Source organism: Bacteroidales bacterium, assembly GCA_023228145.1.
In the GTDB taxonomy this organism is placed as follows: domain Bacteria; phylum Bacteroidota; class Bacteroidia; order Bacteroidales; family CAIWKO01; genus CAIWKO01.
Window position 1 is genome coordinate 1 of sequence record JALOBU010000011.1, and the last position, 18,031, is coordinate 18,031.

The following is an 18,031-nucleotide window of genomic DNA, read 5'->3' on the forward strand; positions in this document are numbered from 1 at the left end:
TGAACCTTTTGTCAGAATGGCTGTGTAATTGGGGTTTAAATTTGTTAAAAAAAAACTTTAAAAAAAATTTGTTTTTAACTTAGAATACTCAATCTGACCGTCAGATAGTTATGTTCTTAATAGAACAACGATTTAAAATAATATTTTTTTAATATTGCCGAAAAAAATCCAATGCAGGAGCATTACATTCCATACTCAAAAATTGCATCTGAACTGCCTCTTTCCAGGGAAGAAATAGTACTTGTTGCATCGGATATTTCAAGGCTGGCTTTTGTCAGCATGAAGCAGGAAAAATATTTTTTTCCTGATGTTTTTATTGACTGTTTGAAGGAAAAAGTATGTACAGGCACTTTGCTTATCCCTGCATTTACCGACAAGCCTGAGACCGACAAAGTGTTTGATATCAGGAAGGCCAAACCTCTTACGGGAGCATTATCTGAAAGCGTTTTTAAAAGAAATGACTTTAAACGGACTTCCGACCCCTTTCATTCTTTTTTTGTGTGGGGCAAACATCAGGAAGATATTATTAAAATCAGGAATAAAAGTACTTTCGGCGAGGGTTCCGTTTTTGCTTTCCTGCACAGTAACAACGCCAAAATGTTGATGATTGATGTGGATATGCAGCACAGTTTTACGTTTGCACATTATGTTGAGGAATGTGAGCAGGTTTTCTACCGTCATTATAAAAAGTATAATATCCGGTGCTTGCAGGAAAATGGCGGAATTAGAGAAGAAGAGTTTTTATTTTTTGAGAAAAAAGCAGGAGTGTCAAACACCCTGAATAATCTGGAACAGCATTTTATTGAAGGGAAAATCACACAAACTTTTTTAATAAACTCGATACCTTTCCTTTTGACAGACCTGGGAAAGGCATTCGACTATATTCAAATGGAAATAAAAAATAATAAAGCCCGAAACCTCTATTATTTCAGCCCAAAAGATTTTATAAAACAAAAAATAAAATCCATAGTTTTGAAATAAAGGATTCTACAAACATGATTTGCATTTATACATATCAGCACACACCAAGAATTACTTACATTATGGATTTATTGTTCAGGGAAGTGCTGAATGTAGAATACATAACCACCAATGATATAAATGAGTTTGAGAAATTTCAGAGTGCCAAAATAAATTATTCACACAAAAGAATCGGGAACGAACTTCTAATTGAGCCCGTCGGTCTGCTTGCGGAAAATGGTATTGAACCACAAAATATAGAGGTTTCCGATTGGAATGATACTAAAATTTTTTTTAAAACTTCAGGCAAAGCGGACCTTCCCTTCGATGTATTTTCTGCTTCATTTTATCTGGTGTCGCGTTATGAAGAATACCTTCCTTTTGAACCGGATAAGCACAAACGCTTCAGGGCTGAAAGCAGCCTGGCTTATAAAAATCAATTTCTTGAGCAACCCGTAATAAATATCTGGGCTGAGTACCTGAAGCAGCTGATTTCTGAAAAATATCCGGGATATGTTATTTCTGGCAGGCCATACAAATACATTTCAACATTTGATATCGACAATGTATTTTCCTATAAAGGTAAAGGCTTTTTCAGAAGTGCAGGCGGCATGCTGAAGGCTTTAGCCGGCGGTGATTTTCAGGCAATAAGAAAGCGTATTAAAGTGTTATCAGGGCGGGAGTCCGACCCATTTGACCACTATGTGTTACATCGCAGAATTATTGAAAAAAAAGGTATTCCAGTAATTTATTTTTTATTGTTTTCAAAAAAAACACATTTTGATGGAGGTGTTTCTCCCAAAAGCCGGGCATACAAAAATCTTATAAATACCTTAAAAGAATATGCCGATATCGGGTTACACCCTTCATATTATTCGTTTGAAGACCAGGAGTTATTGTGTAAACAAATTAATGATTTAGGTGCAGTTATAAATTCTCCCGTAAACAAAAGCCGTCAGCACTTTCTCAGGCTTGCATTTCCCGATACGTATCAGCATCTTTTACAAGCGGGTATTAAAGAAGATTATTCTATGGGATATGCATCGCATTTGGGTTTCAGAGCCGGCATTTGTACGCCCTTTTATTTTTATGATTTAAAAAGTGAAACTCCAACATTTCTGAAAATCTATCCGTTCTGCATTATGGATTCGGTGATGTTTGACTACATGAAAATAAAAGCAGAACAAGCCCTTCCATATATAAACAAAATAATTGATGAGGTTAAAAATGTGAATGGCACTTTGATAACAATCTGGCATGACAGGACATTCAGCGATACTGGAATATTTCAGGGGTGGAAAAATGTTTTTGCAGAAACAGTCAAAATGGCTTGCAATAAATGAAATGGGGATAACGGTCGAGGCTAAAAGCTGGCGGGCATTTCGGAGCACTTCACTGTCAACCTGCGATGAAGTTTATTAGTTGCAAAGCCCTTCAAATTAGCACTTTCTGCCCGCTTGATTTTAGCCTTTGTTGGCGGTATGTGGCTCTTATTTCTACTATGAAAGTCGCTTAATTTCATTAGCAATTTCATCAATTACTTCTTTGTTGTATATTTCTTTTCGTTCACCATTTTTTACTGAATAAATATAAAATACTTTGCCACCAAACCCTTCTGTGAACTGTTTGTGTGTTTCCTCTTGAATATTTTTCTCCTTAAAAATTTCCGGAATTTGTGCTCCACTTCCGAATGAAACTGGCTTGATTTGAAGTCCAATAAATTTGTCGCCTACCTTGATGAAAAAATCAACATTAAACAATCTATCCCATTCATCTGGTGCAGGCTCTATCTTTACCTTTAATATACCTTGTAATTGCCCATAGATGGTTTGGATTTCGGTTACATATCCATCATAAGTCCTGTCAATCACTAATTGCATCATATAATCAATACAGTCCTGCTCATTTACTTCTACAACTTCTGCTTGAATTACTTCTGTTATTTTTGTGTAGAGCTTCTTACCGAGTTCTGTGATGTGTTCTTTTGATTTTACATTAGTGAAATAATATTCACGCCACTCCTCAAGTGTCTTTGGCGAACATTTTCTTATTGATTCTGATGTTGGTCCAACATTTCTTTTGAAATTGAGTTGGAAACGATTCATCGCTGAGTTTAAAATCCACTCCTTAGCCATATCAAATTGTATTTCCTGGGTTTTGTCTATTCCATTCTGCTTTAAGTGCTTCTACTCTATCCAACATGCTTTTTGAACGACTTACTAAATCCATAATTGTTGAAATAACTTCATCTTTATTTTGAATTATATAATATCCATTAGGAGGATTAAAACCGCTTTCAGTTCCTATTAATTGATTGTGGTCTTTTATCATAGACCGCACAGCAGCTCTAACGTGTTCTTGCGTTCTTCCTGCAATAACAGGCTGTCCTTGTTGAACCATTGCGTTGTAAATTGTGTCTGCATTTTTTGCATTAGGCCTACCTAAAGCATTATGTCGTAAATAAGCAAGAATTGCTAATTGTAATGGATTCATTTTTTATAAAGGTTTAAAAATTTGTCCTTGTATTTGAAATCAACATCGTTGTCAACTTGCACCAAGCCGTTTTTGATTAAATGAGCATTGATAAATGTTTTATTTTCTAAGTATAAATAGCAAAGCAAGTTGTTTTCTTTGTCATGTTTAACATTGTCATATTTCAGAAATACTCTTTTACCCTTGGTTTTATCAATTATAAACGAAGTCGCTTTACCATTTGCATTTGGATCTTCCTTGATACCAATAAGTTTTATAGTTAAGTCATTGCTGAGTTTAATTCGTTCTGGGCTAATGACTTCTTTAACTGTAAAAAGTTCTTCACGTTGGGTTGAACTGTACTTATCTATTTTAGAGCCGAACTGCAACTTCTTTACATCAATTTTTTTGTCTAATGTGTGAGGGTCTTTGAAGATGTAAGGCAATTTTTTGATTTCATTTTCAAAATCAATCTCTTGTTTCTCTTGCGTCAGAAATTCATATGTTGTTCCATTAATATCTTTTTGATTGACTTCTAATTTTTCCTTTATAAATGGGATAAATTCTGCATTGATTTCAAAACCAACAGAATTCCGGTTTAAGTTTTTAGCAGCTAACGCTGTTGTACCACTTCCTAAAAATGGGTCAAGGATAGTTTCACCAACAAATGAAAACATTTTAATCAGTCGGGTTGGTAATTCTTCCGGAAACATAGCGATATGCCCATTTTGTCTTGCCCCTGCAAAATTCCAATGTCCAGCAAAATTAGTGTTCCATTCTTCTGCAGTCATTTTAGAAAGTTCTTTCTGTTCTTTTGTCGGCTTTGGTGCATCACCGAGTTTCTTAAAAACAAGAATAAATTCATAGTCAAGTTTCAAAATACCGTTTCTCGGATATGGATATGAACCCATTTGAACGCCACCGCCAGTTGTGTTTGAAGTCGTAACCTTTTGCCAAATGATAGCTCCCATATAGTCAAATCCAACATTTTCACAAAACTTAATGATTTCTTCACGAATAGGAATAACTTTATAACGACCGTAATAAACTGCTCTTGCAAATTGGTCACCAATATTTACACACAACCTACAACCATTGTGAAGAGTGCGGTAGCACTCTTTCCAAACTAAATTCAAGTTATTGATGTAATTTTCATAACTGTCGTGGAAGCCAATCTGATTATCTGTGCCGTAGTCCTTAAGTTGCCAATATGGTGGAGAAGTAATTGCCAAGTGTACCGAATTGTCAGGCAATTCAGTCATTTGTCTGCTGTCTCCATTTATTATTTTATGATGTGTTTTCATCCCAATTTCAATTTATGCAAAGTTACTCAAATTATTCGACTTTTTTTTATCCGATATTGAATGTTTCTGTGGTCTTTCTGCCATTACCGCCAACGATTGTGTTAGCGTATTATGTTTATTTCTACTTTAGTTTTACGATTGCGTTTATTCCATTTTAACATTTTAAAATACTTGTTATAAATTACATAAATATTATTTATCTTTAAAATCACGCAACATTTTTACCCTTTTAAAATATAAAATTACAAAATTATTTATTTGTTTTTCATTTCATCATACAATTTTCGGTAGGTATAAAATTCAACTTTGTCATGAAATTTTTCCCTGACTTTTTCAATAAATTCTCTGAAAAGCTGAAATGAATAATTACTCATACTCTTGGGGTGGCCAATGGCGCAAAGCATTATTTCATCATAAGCGTGGTATTTATTAATATTATGCTCGAGAATTTTTATGAGGTAGTCCGAAGAGTAAGTATAATTATCAAAGCTTAACATTCTTGATGAAAGCATAAGCCGAAGTTTGTTTTTAAGGCCCGAATAAGGATTTTCGTGAATCTGGGAACCGAAATTATCCGGCGCCCTGCCGGCATATTTCTTCATTTTGAATTTTGTCGGAATCTCAAAAAGTTTCTTAGGTATCCCCGCAATGGGTATTTCCATGATACCCGGATTATCAGTATTGCCAGCATAAATTTCTGTTTCCAGATACCAATTGGGTTGGGAAGGCGTTTTTCTGTAATCTACTTCCGACAATGATGATTTAAAATAATAACCCTTGCAAACAGAACTGTCGAACAAGATGCCGCATTTGAGCAAACTGTTTATGATGTCATCCTTATGAGGAAATAAATTATACCCTCCACCTCTGTATGCAATACACTGATAAGTCTTGTCAACTTTTTTGCAGGAATCGTTCAGGAATGTAACCCCGCTTTTTATAATACTGTCAATGTTGTGTAAAGGATGTGAAGCAAAACCGGCTAAGGTAAAATCACGAGAGGGTAAGTAATTCTGGCCGTTATAATGAGTAGTAAGCCAGTGCGGGTGTATATGAAGCTGAACATCATGCCCTCTTTTCAGGGCTTCGTGTAATTGATTTTGATAAGGTTCAAAAAAATCCTGCCTGTTCCATTCCTGAAATTTAATAGCGCACAAAACATCTGTGAAAAGTGTTACAGGCACATTCATATCTTCTGCGGTAGATAAAACCTTGTTTGTCGGCTCAAATAATGCGGTTTCAAAGGAAGTATGTAAACTTCCGAGTGGAAGCTCGTGGTCAAACGTTAATAATAGTTTACATTTTTTCACCTTTGCGCTTAGTGTTTCATTTAACACCAAAGCAAAAATAATCTTTTGATTGAAATGACAAGTGTTTTATTTTTTATCAGCGTATCCGCCGTATTCGTCATTGAACAATTTAACAGCATCGTTAATATCTTCGAAAACTATTTTATGTTTTGTGCATCCTTTACGGGAGCAAAAATAAATCTTTCCCCCGCCTGTGAGATGAATTCATTAAAACTGTGGCACCTGAGATAAAGATTTTTTCAATTTCAGATTAACAAATTATTATATCTGGCACATCAAATTAATATTTACCCGCCGCTTCAAAATTGCCACATAATTACTTAGTTGTCATTTCAATATTACCTGCCATATATTTTTTATCTTTGAACTTTAACAGTTTTTTTATGGGTTACGGCGACATTATTGCAAAAGAGCTTGGATTAAAAGCAAGGCAGGTTGAAAACACAATTTATCTGTTGACAAACGGGGCAACGATTCCGTTTATAGCACGCTATCGTAAAGAAGTTACCGGCATGCTTGATGAAGTGGAAATTACAACGATACGTGACCGCTTATATCAGCTGACCGAGCTTGATAAAAGGCGTGCTTTTGTCATTGAAACCATCACAGAGCAGGAAAAAATGACGGATGAACTGGAAGTAAAGATAAGTGCTGCTCAAACAATGGCAGAACTTGAAGATTTATACCTTCCCTATAAACCCAAACGAAAAACCCGCGCCAGCATAGCCCGGGAAAAAGGCCTTGAACCATTGGCACATTTGATTTTGTCACAAAAGGATTTTGATGTACAACTTAAGGCTGAAGAATTTATTAATGAAGAGAAAGGGGTTTCTGATGAAGAAGAAGCCATTGCCGGCGCTTGTGACATAATAGCAGAATGGATAAATGAAAACCAACAGGTGCGGCAGGTTGTAAGAAATTTGTTTGTAAAAGAATCTGTAATTTTTTCAGAAGTTGTAAAAGGCAAAGAAATAGAGGGTCGTAACTATGAGACGTATTATGACATGAAAGAGCCTTTTTCCAAAGCGCTGTCACATCGGGTGCTGGCCATGTTCAGGGGCGAAAGCGAAGGCTTCTTAAAGATTACCATTGAGCCGGAAACAGAAAAAGCTATAGCAATTATTCATCGTCAATTTGTTAAGTCAGGGAATCAGGCTTCTTTGCTGGTTGAAAAAACCTTAAGGATTGTTATAAGCGTCTTTTACAGCCTTCGATGGAGACAGAAGTACGCCAGCTGGCAAAAGAAAAAGCTGATAAAGAAGCTATCAGGGTTTTTGCAGAAAACCTCAGGCAGTTGCTGCTTTCACCTCCTCTGGGGCCTAAAAATGTTCTTGCCATTGATCCCGGTTTCAGAACCGGTTGTAAAGTTGTAATTCTCGACAAAAACGGAAAATTGCTTCACAACGAAACTATATATCCTCATCCGCCCCAAAGCGAGTTGAAACAAGCCATAAATAAAATTGAAAATCTTGTGGATGCTTATAAAATTGAAGCAATAGCTATTGGTAATGGCACGGCAGGAAGGGAAACTGAAAATTTTATCCGCAGAATCAAATTTAAAAGAGATGTTGTTGCCATCATTGTAAACGAGAGCGGAGCTTCGGTATATTCTGCTTCAGCTGTGGCGCGTGAAGAGTTTCCCGATTATGATGTTACGGTCAGGGGCAGTGTTTCCATTGGCCGCCGCCTGATGGACCCATTGGCGGAACTGGTGAAAATTGACCCCAAATCCATTGGTGTGGGACAATACCAGCATGATGTTGACCAGAAGTTGTTACAGGAAAGTCTGGGCGATGTTGTGGTGAGCTGTGTAAATTCTGTAGGAGTTGACTTAAATACAGCAAGCCGGGAGTTGCTTACATACGTTTCAGGTGTTGGACCAGTACTCGCAAAAAATATTGTGGAATTCCGCAATAAAAACGGCTCATTCTCATCCCGTGATATGCTAAAAAAAGTTTCCAGGTTTGGTGATAAGGCTTTTGAGCAGGCAGCGGGCTTTTTAAGGGTAAAAAATGAAAACAACCCTATGGATAGCAGCGCTGTGCATCCGGAGAGCTATGGAATAGTTTTTTCTATGGCAGAAAAACTTACTTGCAGTATAGCTGATTTGATAAAAGACGAATCATTAAGAAAGAAAATTAATCCTGCAGATTACATTACAGAAAAAGCCGGTTTACCGACTATCAACGACATCATACAGGAGCTTGCAAAACCTGGCCGTGACCCAAGGCAGAAATTTGATTTCTTTGAGTTTGATAAAAATGTTCATGACATAAAAGACCTGCTCCCGGGGATGGAATTGCCCGGCATAGTAACAAATATCACAGCTTTTGGAGCCTTTGTCGATATCGGGGTGCATCAGGACGGACTTGTTCATATCAGCCAGATGGCAAACCGTTTTATTACAAACCCTAACGAAGTAGTTAAACTCAACCAGAAGGTCAGGGTTAAAGTTGTAAGTGTGGATGTTGACAGGAAAAGAATTCAATTGTCTATGAAGGAAGTAACCCAAAAATAGCATAAAAAAAGGCAGCCATCGGCTGCCTTTTTTTAAGTTTGCTAATAGTGCCTTATTTGGCAACAAGCATTCGTTTAGTTAGTTTTTGTCCTTTATACTCGGCAGAGTAGAAGTAAATCCCTTCGGGTAATTTATTAACATCAAGTTCTATCTGGTTTCTACCCCTGACAGCCTCTATGTCTTTACCTAACATATTACGGCCAAGCAGGTCATGCATTTCAAAACGCACTTTACCTTCCTGAGGTACATAGAACAAAACATAAGTTGTCGCATCCGAAGGATTAGGCGTGTTTTGCAACAATTCAAATGTTTCGTAATCATAAGTTTCAATTCCCGTAATACCTACAGGGTAGATACAGGTTTCATCATTAGCAGTGTTGGCGTCCCCGCTTAACACTGTTTTGGCGCAAAGGTTGTAATTGCCTTGCGGAGAAACATTCACCGTGCTGAAAGTATAATCAACGGAATCATTTGGAGCAAGAGAGCCAGTCCAGATACCAGCACCAACCTGAACCATATTACGTAAAAATACGAGTGGTATTGAAGTTTCTGTAGCCGTACCGTAATTTTTAATCCTTACTTTCACAGAGTCTGCGCTTCCGTAAATTGTTATCAGTCCGGGCGAGAGAATCTGTGATATGCCAACATCATGGCTTGCCGGGGTTGTGCTAATAGTAGTGCAGGTGGTGTCGTTGAATTTGTATATGTCGGTGCTTTTCACGGAGAAAGCGCATAAATTATATGTAGTTCCCGGCGAAGTATAGGTGGCTGGGAAAGTATAATTTACTGTAGCTCCCGGTAATAGTACTCCCGACCAATGTCCAACGACCAAAGGACCGTTATTTACCCTGTAACGTAAAGGAACCGTTTGTAAACTGTCTGTGCCATAATTCTTAATGGTAACTTCAACTGTCACCTGGCTGCCAGTCTGTGTGGCGGCAGAAGGTTGAACAATGGCGGATACACCTGCATCTTTAGGTATTGGTGGTACTGTAATTGCAAAATTGTCTACTGCCCATCCGTCGTAAGTGTTTACTGAAGCATCGGAGAAGAACTTATAACGGAATTGCACAGGATAACTTGTGTTTACAATAGCCGGAATATTAGTCAGGCGGAATTTGGAGTAAATATACCCGTTAGAATTTCCAGCCCAGCAGGGGAACCCTCCAATGGTTGTGTTGTACCAGTTTACCGAATTAGCTGCACCTACTGCACCTAATATGTTCCATGTTCCATTATTGATGGAGTATTCAATACGGCCACCATCGCTTGCTCCTTCAGTATGATACCAATGGTAAAACTCAAGGTAAGCGCTGTCAACAGAGGTGAATTTGAAATAAGGTGAATAAAGGTATTCGGTAGCGCTGTTTGTATAATTACCTTCAAGGTTGGTAGCCCATGCATGGGTGGGGCTGTATGCGGAATTAATGGTTGTTGCAGAAGGAACACCCCATTCCCATAATCCTGAAGGGCCTTGTCCATACCAGTAAACATTTCCTTCAAAATTATCGCTGTAAGGAACGTTAAAGGTTGGCACTCCTATTAGTTCAACTATTGTTGTATCATTATAATGGTCTCCATCACCAGTTAATCCGGTATAAGAATAAAGCGAAAATGCTCCTGAAGGAATGACAAGCGGTGCCGTGAAAGTTACCGTAACGGTATCTTCCGGAAGAAGTGTGCCTGTCCAGGTTTGTGTTACAGGAGTTCCGCTGAGATTCACTCTGTATGAAACAGGAATGCTGTACAAAGTATTCGTCCCGTAGTTTTTAATCCTGACTTGTACAAATTTTGAAGAACCGGCAACTGCTTGTGTTAATGGAGAAATTATGGTGTTTACCCCGGCATCAATTGGTGAGGGAACAGTTATGGCAAAATCATCCACTGAAACACCATCGCGGGTAACACTTCCGTCTGAATTGAACACAAAACGGAAACGTACGGCAGGAAGGTTGTTAAAAGCTGACAATTTATACTCGCATTGCATCCATCCCCCTGAGTTGTTTGTCCATCCAGGCATTTCGCTTGATGAGATATCATCGTCGTTATACCAGTTTACACCCAGTGTATCGTTTTCAACACCAAGGACATTCCAAGTAGTACCATTATCTATAGAATAATCAATGCGTATCCCGTCGTAACTGTTTTCTGTGTAATAATTTAACCAGAACCTCATCTTAGCATCAGTTACACCGCTGAAATCAAAGAATTGAGTGTACAACATGGAATTGGCGCTGGTCCCATAAGCCGAAGAAAGATTGATATCCCATGCATTTGGGTTGGAATGAGCTGTGTTGGTAAGCCCATATCCAGGCATTCCAAGTTCCCATACACTAGTGGCAGTAGAAACTTCTGACCAGTTAATGTCTGTTCCGTCAAAATTATCATAGTAAGGTAGGGTACTGAGAAATACACCATATGATTCCATGCACAGGGTGTCATTTTCGTGATTTGCATCGGTACCCATCGAAGTGTAAGCACAAATAGTGAAACTGGAAGAAGGAACAGTGAAGAGCTGTGAGAACTTAAGATTTACCGTTGCATTTGGCAATAAAGTGCCTGTCCAGGGTTGTGTTGCCTGCACAACTCCTTCAACTGCATAAACAATATTAAATGCAGTTAAGGTATCAGCCCCGACATTCTTTACAGTAATTCTTACACTGTCGCTGGCGCCGGCAAATAACTGGGTGCCGGGGTGTAAAAATTCAGTAACTGTAGCATCAAACAAGGGTGTTCCGTGTATGGTTTTACATACTGTATCATTAAATGTATTTGAATCTCCGGGGAGTGTTGTCCATGCGCAAACAGTATTATCATTGGCGGTAATTGTGATATTCGGGAGGAATGCAGTATCCGTCATTACAGTCATGATGTCTCCGCCGCTCCAGTTTATGGTTTGTGGTATGCCGCCGTTATGAGAGAATGAAACCAACATATTGGAAGTGTTGGAAATTGTATCTGAACCGAAATTTTTAATCAGGACATTCACTGGAACAGATTCTCCTTCAATATGCGTTGCAAGGGGCGATAAAATATCGATTGCTCCGGCATCGTTGGGAATTTGCGGTGCAATAATCACAGTATAATCTTCTGTCTCGCCCCAGGTGTAAGTGCCACAAGGCAATACCGAAGATGGAGTAGTAGTTTCTTTAGCCACAACTCTCATTCGGGTAGGCATATCTGTGACAGCTGTCAATGGAACAGTAATATATCCCGCAGCGGTAGGTTGCAGAGGCGATGAAGTTGTTTGCCTGCCAAAGGCTGTTTCGGTGGCAGGGTCAAAAACGCCATCTCTATTGTAATCAATAAAAACTTTTACATAAGTGCTCCAGAAACTGGTTGCTGAAATAACAGTAACAGAAATAGGATATGTGGCGCCAACCATAAGTTGCACGGGTGGTAAACTTGTAGTGAAATCAGAGTATCCATAAATGGCGTTTGTGTTGTAAGTGATTGGCGAAGCAATACCATTGTTGATGTTGCTGATAGTTACATTGCCAATATCCTCGTATGAAGATGGAGAAGTAGAATTGGAAGTGCAATAAACAAGAGGATTACTATTTACAGTTTTGTGAATAGTATCATTAACGAGAGTACCATCACAAGACAAGTCAGTATAGGCAGTAATGTTGTATGTTCCCAGAACTGATAAGTCTGCTGGCTGGGCAAAAGTAAACGATACGGTGTCGTTTGAAGCGATGGGCCCGGGAACGGTATCATTCACCGGTGCGCCACCGTTGACAGTGTAGTGAACAGGTATCTGGCTGGCAGGTGCCGTACCATAATTCTTTACCAAAACTGTTACAGGCTCTGTGGCAGACAGCTCTATACCTGTGTTTGGAGTATAAATTTGTTGTATGCTCACATCACAGGCGGGAACTCCGGTAACAAAGGCTGTGTCTGCCAATCTTGCGCTGGAACAGCCAGAGCCTTCAAATGATGTTGCAAGGGCAGGATTAATAGCTCCTATGGTTTGCGTATTTACTGCGCTTGATACTATCCAGTCAGCAGCAACATTATTATCAGAAATAACTCTTATAGAACCTGCAAGGCCTGACATGCTGCTTATGGTTCCTGACCATTCTGTGGCATCTACTCCGTCAGCAGGTGTAAAGGCATACCCATTGGAAGATACGGCATCCACAACGGTTCCGGAGGAATTTTTCAAAGCAAAGCCGCTGAGGCTGCCGGATTGAATCACATCATCACTACCGCCAATATTGTAATATCTGTTTGCAGGGTCGTCCACACCTGAGCCGACGCAAAGTATCATCACTTCGCCCCCGTTAAGGGTTACCTGGGGAATAATGTAACTCCTGTTGCCGACACCGTAAATGTTCATAGTATAATTCTCCAGATTTACAGGAGCAGTACCAAGATTTGAAATTTCTATTAGATCTTCGCCTGTGCACCAGAAAGGATAGGAGCTTGTGGCCCCGGTTCCGGTTCGGTAATGTGTAATTTCTGTAAGTTTAATGTCTGCTATTCCGGATATTGCTTCAACGTAATACACAGTTGTTCCATACAAAATAGGTGTTGTAAATGTCGCTCCCTGGGCAATCTGGGTGCCACCTGTGGGAACATCATACCAATTCAGTGTGTCCGAAGAAACAGGTGCAAAAGTCCCTGCGGTTCCGTAAGGTACTGTTATGTTACTCACAACAGGAGAAGGCGGAGTGTAAAGTAGAGTCACCAAGTTTGTGATGGTATCGTTAAATGAGAACAAGTCCCCGATAAGGCCGACATAAGCAATAATATTATACACAGAATCCTGATTGGCGGAAGTTAAGCCAGCAATCAGGGGTGCTGAAAATGTATATGTCAGGGTGTCTCCCGGCAATATGGTATCCGTAATAATTTCGCTTACAAGTGGAACTCCGTTAACGGTACATATAGCTCCCAGGCTGTCAATGATTTCAAATCCGTTGTTGCGTATGCGTATGGTAACATCTTCAATTCCTTCGGTACATTTAGTAACTGGCGAAGGCAAAGAAACTATTGACGCTTCCCATGGATAGAGTTCAATAAATGCTGTGTCGGGAACACGGGCGCTGGGGCAACCACTGGCCCCACTTAAAATTACGTCATCAATATACCAGCCATAAGCACCAAAAGTTTCACCACTCATTGTGAATGCCAGATAGAAGGTAGGAGAGCCAACATCCTGTGTGTTTATTGTAAGTGTTTGAATACCCGGGTCAATATCAGAAGTGACGGGATTCACAACCCAGCTTGTATTGTGCCATGTAACAAGGTCTGTACTTGTTTGAACACTGATAGAATATGGATAGTAAGAACTATAATGACTCATATAATTATTCCACTGAAGTGTTAAAGAATTATTTCCTGTTGTGTTTATCGGGCCATAATATAAAATATCTGTAACATTTGAAAAGCTGCTTCCTGTGATTTTTGCTTCGTTGGGTGTGCCACCCGCTGATGAAGTTGTTACAATTTCAATATAATCACTGCCTTCTTCCACAGTGCTCCAACCTGCTGGAAAAGTTGCCCCGTCAAAAGGTTCAGTCATGTTCAATCCGGAGCCTGTACTTGCTTCAGCATAATAAATCGTTTCTACAAACAGGGGCGGTGTAACAAAAACACTGCCGGTTGCGATACTGGTTCCTCCCGTAGGAACATTATACCAATACACAGAATCTGCAGCTATGGCTTGCAGGGTTGCAGGAGTTGCATACACAGTGGTGTCGTTAATTGTTACAGGTGGAGCGGGTACGTAAAGGGAGATGATGTCTTTAGCAAGTGAATCATTGTATTGGAAAGGGTCTCCTGTTAAAACAATCCATGCTTGAATAGGAAATTCAATATTGGTGTCTGTAACATAAGCGTCAACAGTTTGTGAAAATGAAAACGTCAGCGTATCTCCGGCAAGTATGGTGTCGGATACGGGCTCCATAACAACCGTGCCTCCATTAAATTGATAGTACGCATTCAGGTTGCCGGTAATAGTGTCAACGCCAGTATTTGCTATTTTAATGGTAACAGGCTCTGTACCGCTAAGACCGCAGCCGGATTCTGGCGCATCAATTGAGATAAGCGCTGCTTCCTGGTCGGGTACGAGTGAAATGTTTATGTCATCAACAGCAATGTAATAAGCGTCAGCCGCGCTATATGCATACCAGCCGAAATAATAATTATCTGTTGTGGAAGGTGTATAAGTTACTGAAGCTTTTTGGTATGTTGTGTTGGTTATAGCAGGCATACTTACAAGCGGTGTTGTCATTGCTTCGGGTGTGGCTGCATTGCCAACTTTTAGGTCAAGGCTTTCCGCATAATCTGCATCAAATGAGCCGTACCAATATTCTATCTTGTAAGTTGAGCCGGCATTTAATTTAAAGCATCGTGAAAACAGCCAGTCGTCACCGGGGTTATAATAATCATATTCATAAAATGCCATGTTGTCCCCGGAATGAGCGTAAGTACTGGATGAATAGGGGAAAGTCCAAGATGAACCATCGGCATTCACATCCAGCATTGACCATTGCGACATATCATCTGTTGGCTCAAATCCCATGGTGTAAGCACCGCTGTAAAAATCATGGCCTGTATTAATGGTATAATTATTTAAAGAGTCGTTTTCCTGAACAGTATCACCTAAATAGCTGACATAAAAATCAAAAGTATAATCACCAATAACCGATAAATCAACCTGTTGAGTAAAAGTAAAATCATAGGTTTCCCCAGGGAGTATGTTTGCTGCAACAGGTTCTGTAACAGGCGTGCCATTATTTAAAATGTAAGTAGCGGTAAGGTTACCGTTAATGGCAAGGGCTCCTTCGTTTTTAATTTTTATAATAACATTTTCTGTAGCGGTAAGTTCACAACCCGATACAGGTGCGATTACTTCAACTATAGCGGCTTCTTGATCCGGAACTAACGAAATGTTGATATCGTCAATATATGCAAAATAATAATCATCAGGACTATGCCCCCACCATCCAAAATAATAGGCTCCTGTTGTAGGCGGTACAAAGGTAACTGATGCTTTCTGGTAGGTGGTATTGGTAAAACTAGCCAAAGCAAGCAGATTTGTTGTCATGGCTGCTGGTGTCGCCGAATTTCCAACCTTTAAATCTATATTTTGCGGATAATAAGAACTTTCAGCTTGGTACCAAAATTCAATTTTATAAGTGGCTCCAGCTGTCATAGTAAAGCAGCGGGAGAACAGCCACTCATCCGCTACAACTGAGGAGGAATTGTATAATTCTGCACAGTTTGAACCAGTATGTGCATAGCCGTTATATGGAAAGATCCAGGTATAGTTATCCCCGTTTACGTCAAGCTTCGTCCACTGTAACATATCATCCGTTGGTTCAAATCCCATGGTATAAGGCCCGTTTGCAAAAACATGCCCGGTATTGATGGTGTAATTGTTTATGGTATCATTAAAATAAACAGTGTCCCCGGTCAGGCTGGCATAAACTTTAAAGGTATAATCACCAACTAATGAAAGGTTTGCCTGTTGTGTGAATGTGTAATCATAGGTTTGTCCTGGATTTATAAGCTGGTTCATGGTTTCATGAACGGGAGTGCCATTGTTCACTTTATAATACAATTCGGCTGTGCTGAAAGGCTGCAATCCAACGTTTTTCACACGGATAACCACATTTTCATTCGCTGAGAGCCCGCAGTCGCTTACCGGCTGAAGCACAGCCAAAACAGCTATATTATAATCAATAACAGTAAATTCATCAGCACCAATATCTGGTGTTGTGCCGTTTCTTGGCTCTCCGTCAAAGTCATCCGTAACAGCAGCAATGGGTGTAGCCAGTTCATTCACTGCAAGTGAAAAACAATGAAGGTCTGTATCTGTAAAGAAATCAGGGTTTGCAGAAACTGAATTTAAATCCTGTGCTGTTGCAGTTTGCCATGCGGCTAAGGTAGTTCTGTCAGATGTAAGATACCCCAAAACACCGGCATAATCTCCACCGGTTGGAGCAAAGTAGTCATTATAATTGATGTTTGTGAAAGCTGTGTTAGTTGCTTCTGAATAAATCGCATAAGCTTTATCTAAAGTGCTTAAGTTATTGGTAATAGCATTTAAAAATATATTATTGCGTATATCAAGTGATGTTACTGCGGATGCTATATAAATAGCTGCGCTTACTGTTGCTGTGGACCTATTTGCAGCCCCGGTCAGGTTTATTGAATTGTAGTATATCTTGTAACCGGAACCTCCATTGATTTTTATTCCTACGTTAATATCGCTGCTTCCTGAATAACCGTCACCCAACATTTGAGAAATAAAATTGTTTGCTATAGTTACATTGGCATCGGCAGCTGCACCTGATGAAAAGTCAATTCCTTTGCCTCCATAACCATATGTTCCTGTATATTTGATATTGTAAATATTATTTTTTGTGAATAGAGTGTTCGTTACACCATCTTCGACAGCTATTCCAAAAAGATTGCTATTGTCAGAAACAATATTTTTGATAATATTCTTTGATATAAGAGAGTTGTCGGCATAGGCAATGTTTATTCCATATTTTGTTATATATTCAGTTGCGTTTTCGCTGCCGATGGTATTGCCTGTTATCGTCAAAATATCATTCACACCGCCGCTTGTGGCTTTTATGTATATCCCGTAATAGGCTTTGTAAATATTATTGTTAATAAGGGAGAGGAGGTTATGGTCATTACCTGTCCCGCTGGAACTGATAGATGTACCTGCTGCATAAATGCCGAAATTAGTTGTAGTGGAGGCTATTCCCGCGCTGATATTGCAGTTTTTAATAGTAACTCCGACACAACCCTGCCCTGTTCCTAAGCTGGCAATCCATATAGCCGCAGTATTGGATGCGGTACTGTCATTAATAATATACATATCCCGCGTTGTGGTGCCATTATTGGAACCATCAAGAATAATGTAATCAGTTCCGTTAAATTTAATGGTACTGTTAATTGATTTTTTTCTGATGGTTACAGTGGCGTTGTCATTAGGCCTGAAAGTAACAGTATTGGTTGCTGATGCGCCATTGATGACATTAAACGTAAGTTGTTCAATATATTCCCCGTTGTTTATTTTAAACACCGTTGGGGCATTAACACCGCAATTATTCAAAGCTGTCTGCACATCAGCAAAGGTTTCAAAATCGGCTCCTGCGCCACCAACGGTATAAGTTCCGCCAAGCGGAGAAGTACAGGCATAAAAACTAGTACTTGCCGTGTCGTTCGCAGGATTTTGGTCTATACTGTCATTTGGCATTTCAGTCCATGCTCTTAGGTTATGTGGCCCCGGGAGTACATTTAAAGTTCCTATCGTAAAAGGTTGTGAGGTAACATCTTCTAAAAGTTCTCCTGTCCATGCAAAATGTGTTTGCAATACTCCGTCCAGTTCCCATGCGATGTTTACTTTTTTCAGAGTATCTCCTGCATAGTTTTTTATGGTAACATTAACAGGCATATTAACGCCCGCAGTGATTGTACCATTTGGTTCAATAATTTGT

At 39.4% G+C, this 18,031-nt stretch carries 7 protein-coding genes and 1 pseudogene; 3 read left to right on the forward strand and 5 right to left on the reverse strand.

Going from position 1 to position 18,031, the window contains the following annotated elements:
• The first annotated feature begins 171 nt into the window (after window positions 1–171).
• A complete protein-coding gene (locus tag M0R16_07005; protein MCK9612635.1) occupies window positions 172–981 on the forward strand; it encodes an AAC(3) family N-acetyltransferase in 810 nt (269 codons plus the stop codon).
• A 14-nt stretch (window positions 982–995) separates the two neighbouring features.
• Entirely contained in the window at window positions 996–2,303 is a 1,308-nt protein-coding gene (locus M0R16_07010; protein ID MCK9612636.1) for a polysaccharide deacetylase family protein, read from the forward strand.
• A gap of 156 nt (window positions 2,304–2,459) precedes the next feature.
• Here M0R16_07010 and M0R16_07015 read toward each other — a convergent pair whose 3' ends face one another.
• The 4 genes from M0R16_07015 to M0R16_07030 all read right to left on the reverse strand — a co-directional run bounded on the left by M0R16_07015 (window position 2,460) and on the right by M0R16_07030 (window position 6,046).
• Complete coding sequence (locus tag M0R16_07015; protein ID MCK9612637.1) at window positions 2,460–3,095, reverse strand: MjaI family restriction endonuclease; 636 nt, start codon at window positions 3,093–3,095, stop codon at window positions 2,460–2,462.
• A gap of 1 nt (window position 3,096) precedes the next feature.
• Window positions 3,097–3,453, reverse strand: coding sequence for a hypothetical protein (locus tag M0R16_07020; protein ID MCK9612638.1), 357 nt, complete (start codon window positions 3,451–3,453; stop codon window positions 3,097–3,099).
• The gene (locus M0R16_07025) at window positions 3,450–4,736 is read right to left on the reverse strand and encodes a thermonuclease family protein (GenBank protein MCK9612639.1); all 1,287 of its coding nucleotides are present in this window, start codon (window positions 4,734–4,736) and stop codon (window positions 3,450–3,452) included. The genes M0R16_07020 and M0R16_07025 overlap by 4 nt, the downstream gene beginning before the upstream one ends.
• 254 nt (window positions 4,737–4,990) lie before the next feature.
• The gene (locus M0R16_07030; protein ID MCK9612640.1) at window positions 4,991–6,046 is read right to left on the reverse strand and encodes a hypothetical protein; all 1,056 of its coding nucleotides are present in this window, start codon (window positions 6,044–6,046) and stop codon (window positions 4,991–4,993) included.
• A 383-nt stretch (window positions 6,047–6,429) separates the two neighbouring features.
• On the opposite strand from M0R16_07030, the pseudogene M0R16_07035 reads away from it, so the two are divergent.
• Window positions 6,430–8,564 (forward strand): annotated as a pseudogene (locus M0R16_07035) (RNA-binding transcriptional accessory protein).
• Between the two features lie 52 nt (window positions 8,565–8,616).
• On the opposite strand, the gene M0R16_07040 reads toward M0R16_07035, so the two are convergent.
• Window positions 8,617–17,988, reverse strand: coding sequence for a GEVED domain-containing protein (locus M0R16_07040; protein ID MCK9612641.1), 9,372 nt, complete (start codon window positions 17,986–17,988; stop codon window positions 8,617–8,619).
• Window positions 17,989–18,031 lie beyond the last annotated feature (43 nt).

Bases quoted from the DNA above. Each gene is read 5' to 3' on its own strand.
- M0R16_07005 (MCK9612635.1), top strand. From the start codon at position 172: ATGCAGGAGCATTACATTCCATACTCAAAAATTGCATCTGAACTGCCT.
- M0R16_07025 (MCK9612639.1), bottom strand. From the start codon at position 4,736: ATGAAAACACATCATAAAATAATAAATGGAGACAGCAGACAAATGACT.
- M0R16_07040 (MCK9612641.1), bottom strand. From the start codon at position 17,988: ATGCCTGTTAATGTTACCATAAAAAACTATGCAGGAGATACTCTGAAA.
- M0R16_07010 (MCK9612636.1), top strand. From the start codon at position 996: ATGATTTGCATTTATACATATCAGCACACACCAAGAATTACTTACATT.
- M0R16_07020 (MCK9612638.1), bottom strand. From the start codon at position 3,453: ATGAATCCATTACAATTAGCAATTCTTGCTTATTTACGACATAATGCT.
- M0R16_07015 (MCK9612637.1), bottom strand. From the start codon at position 3,095: ATGGCTAAGGAGTGGATTTTAAACTCAGCGATGAATCGTTTCCAACTC.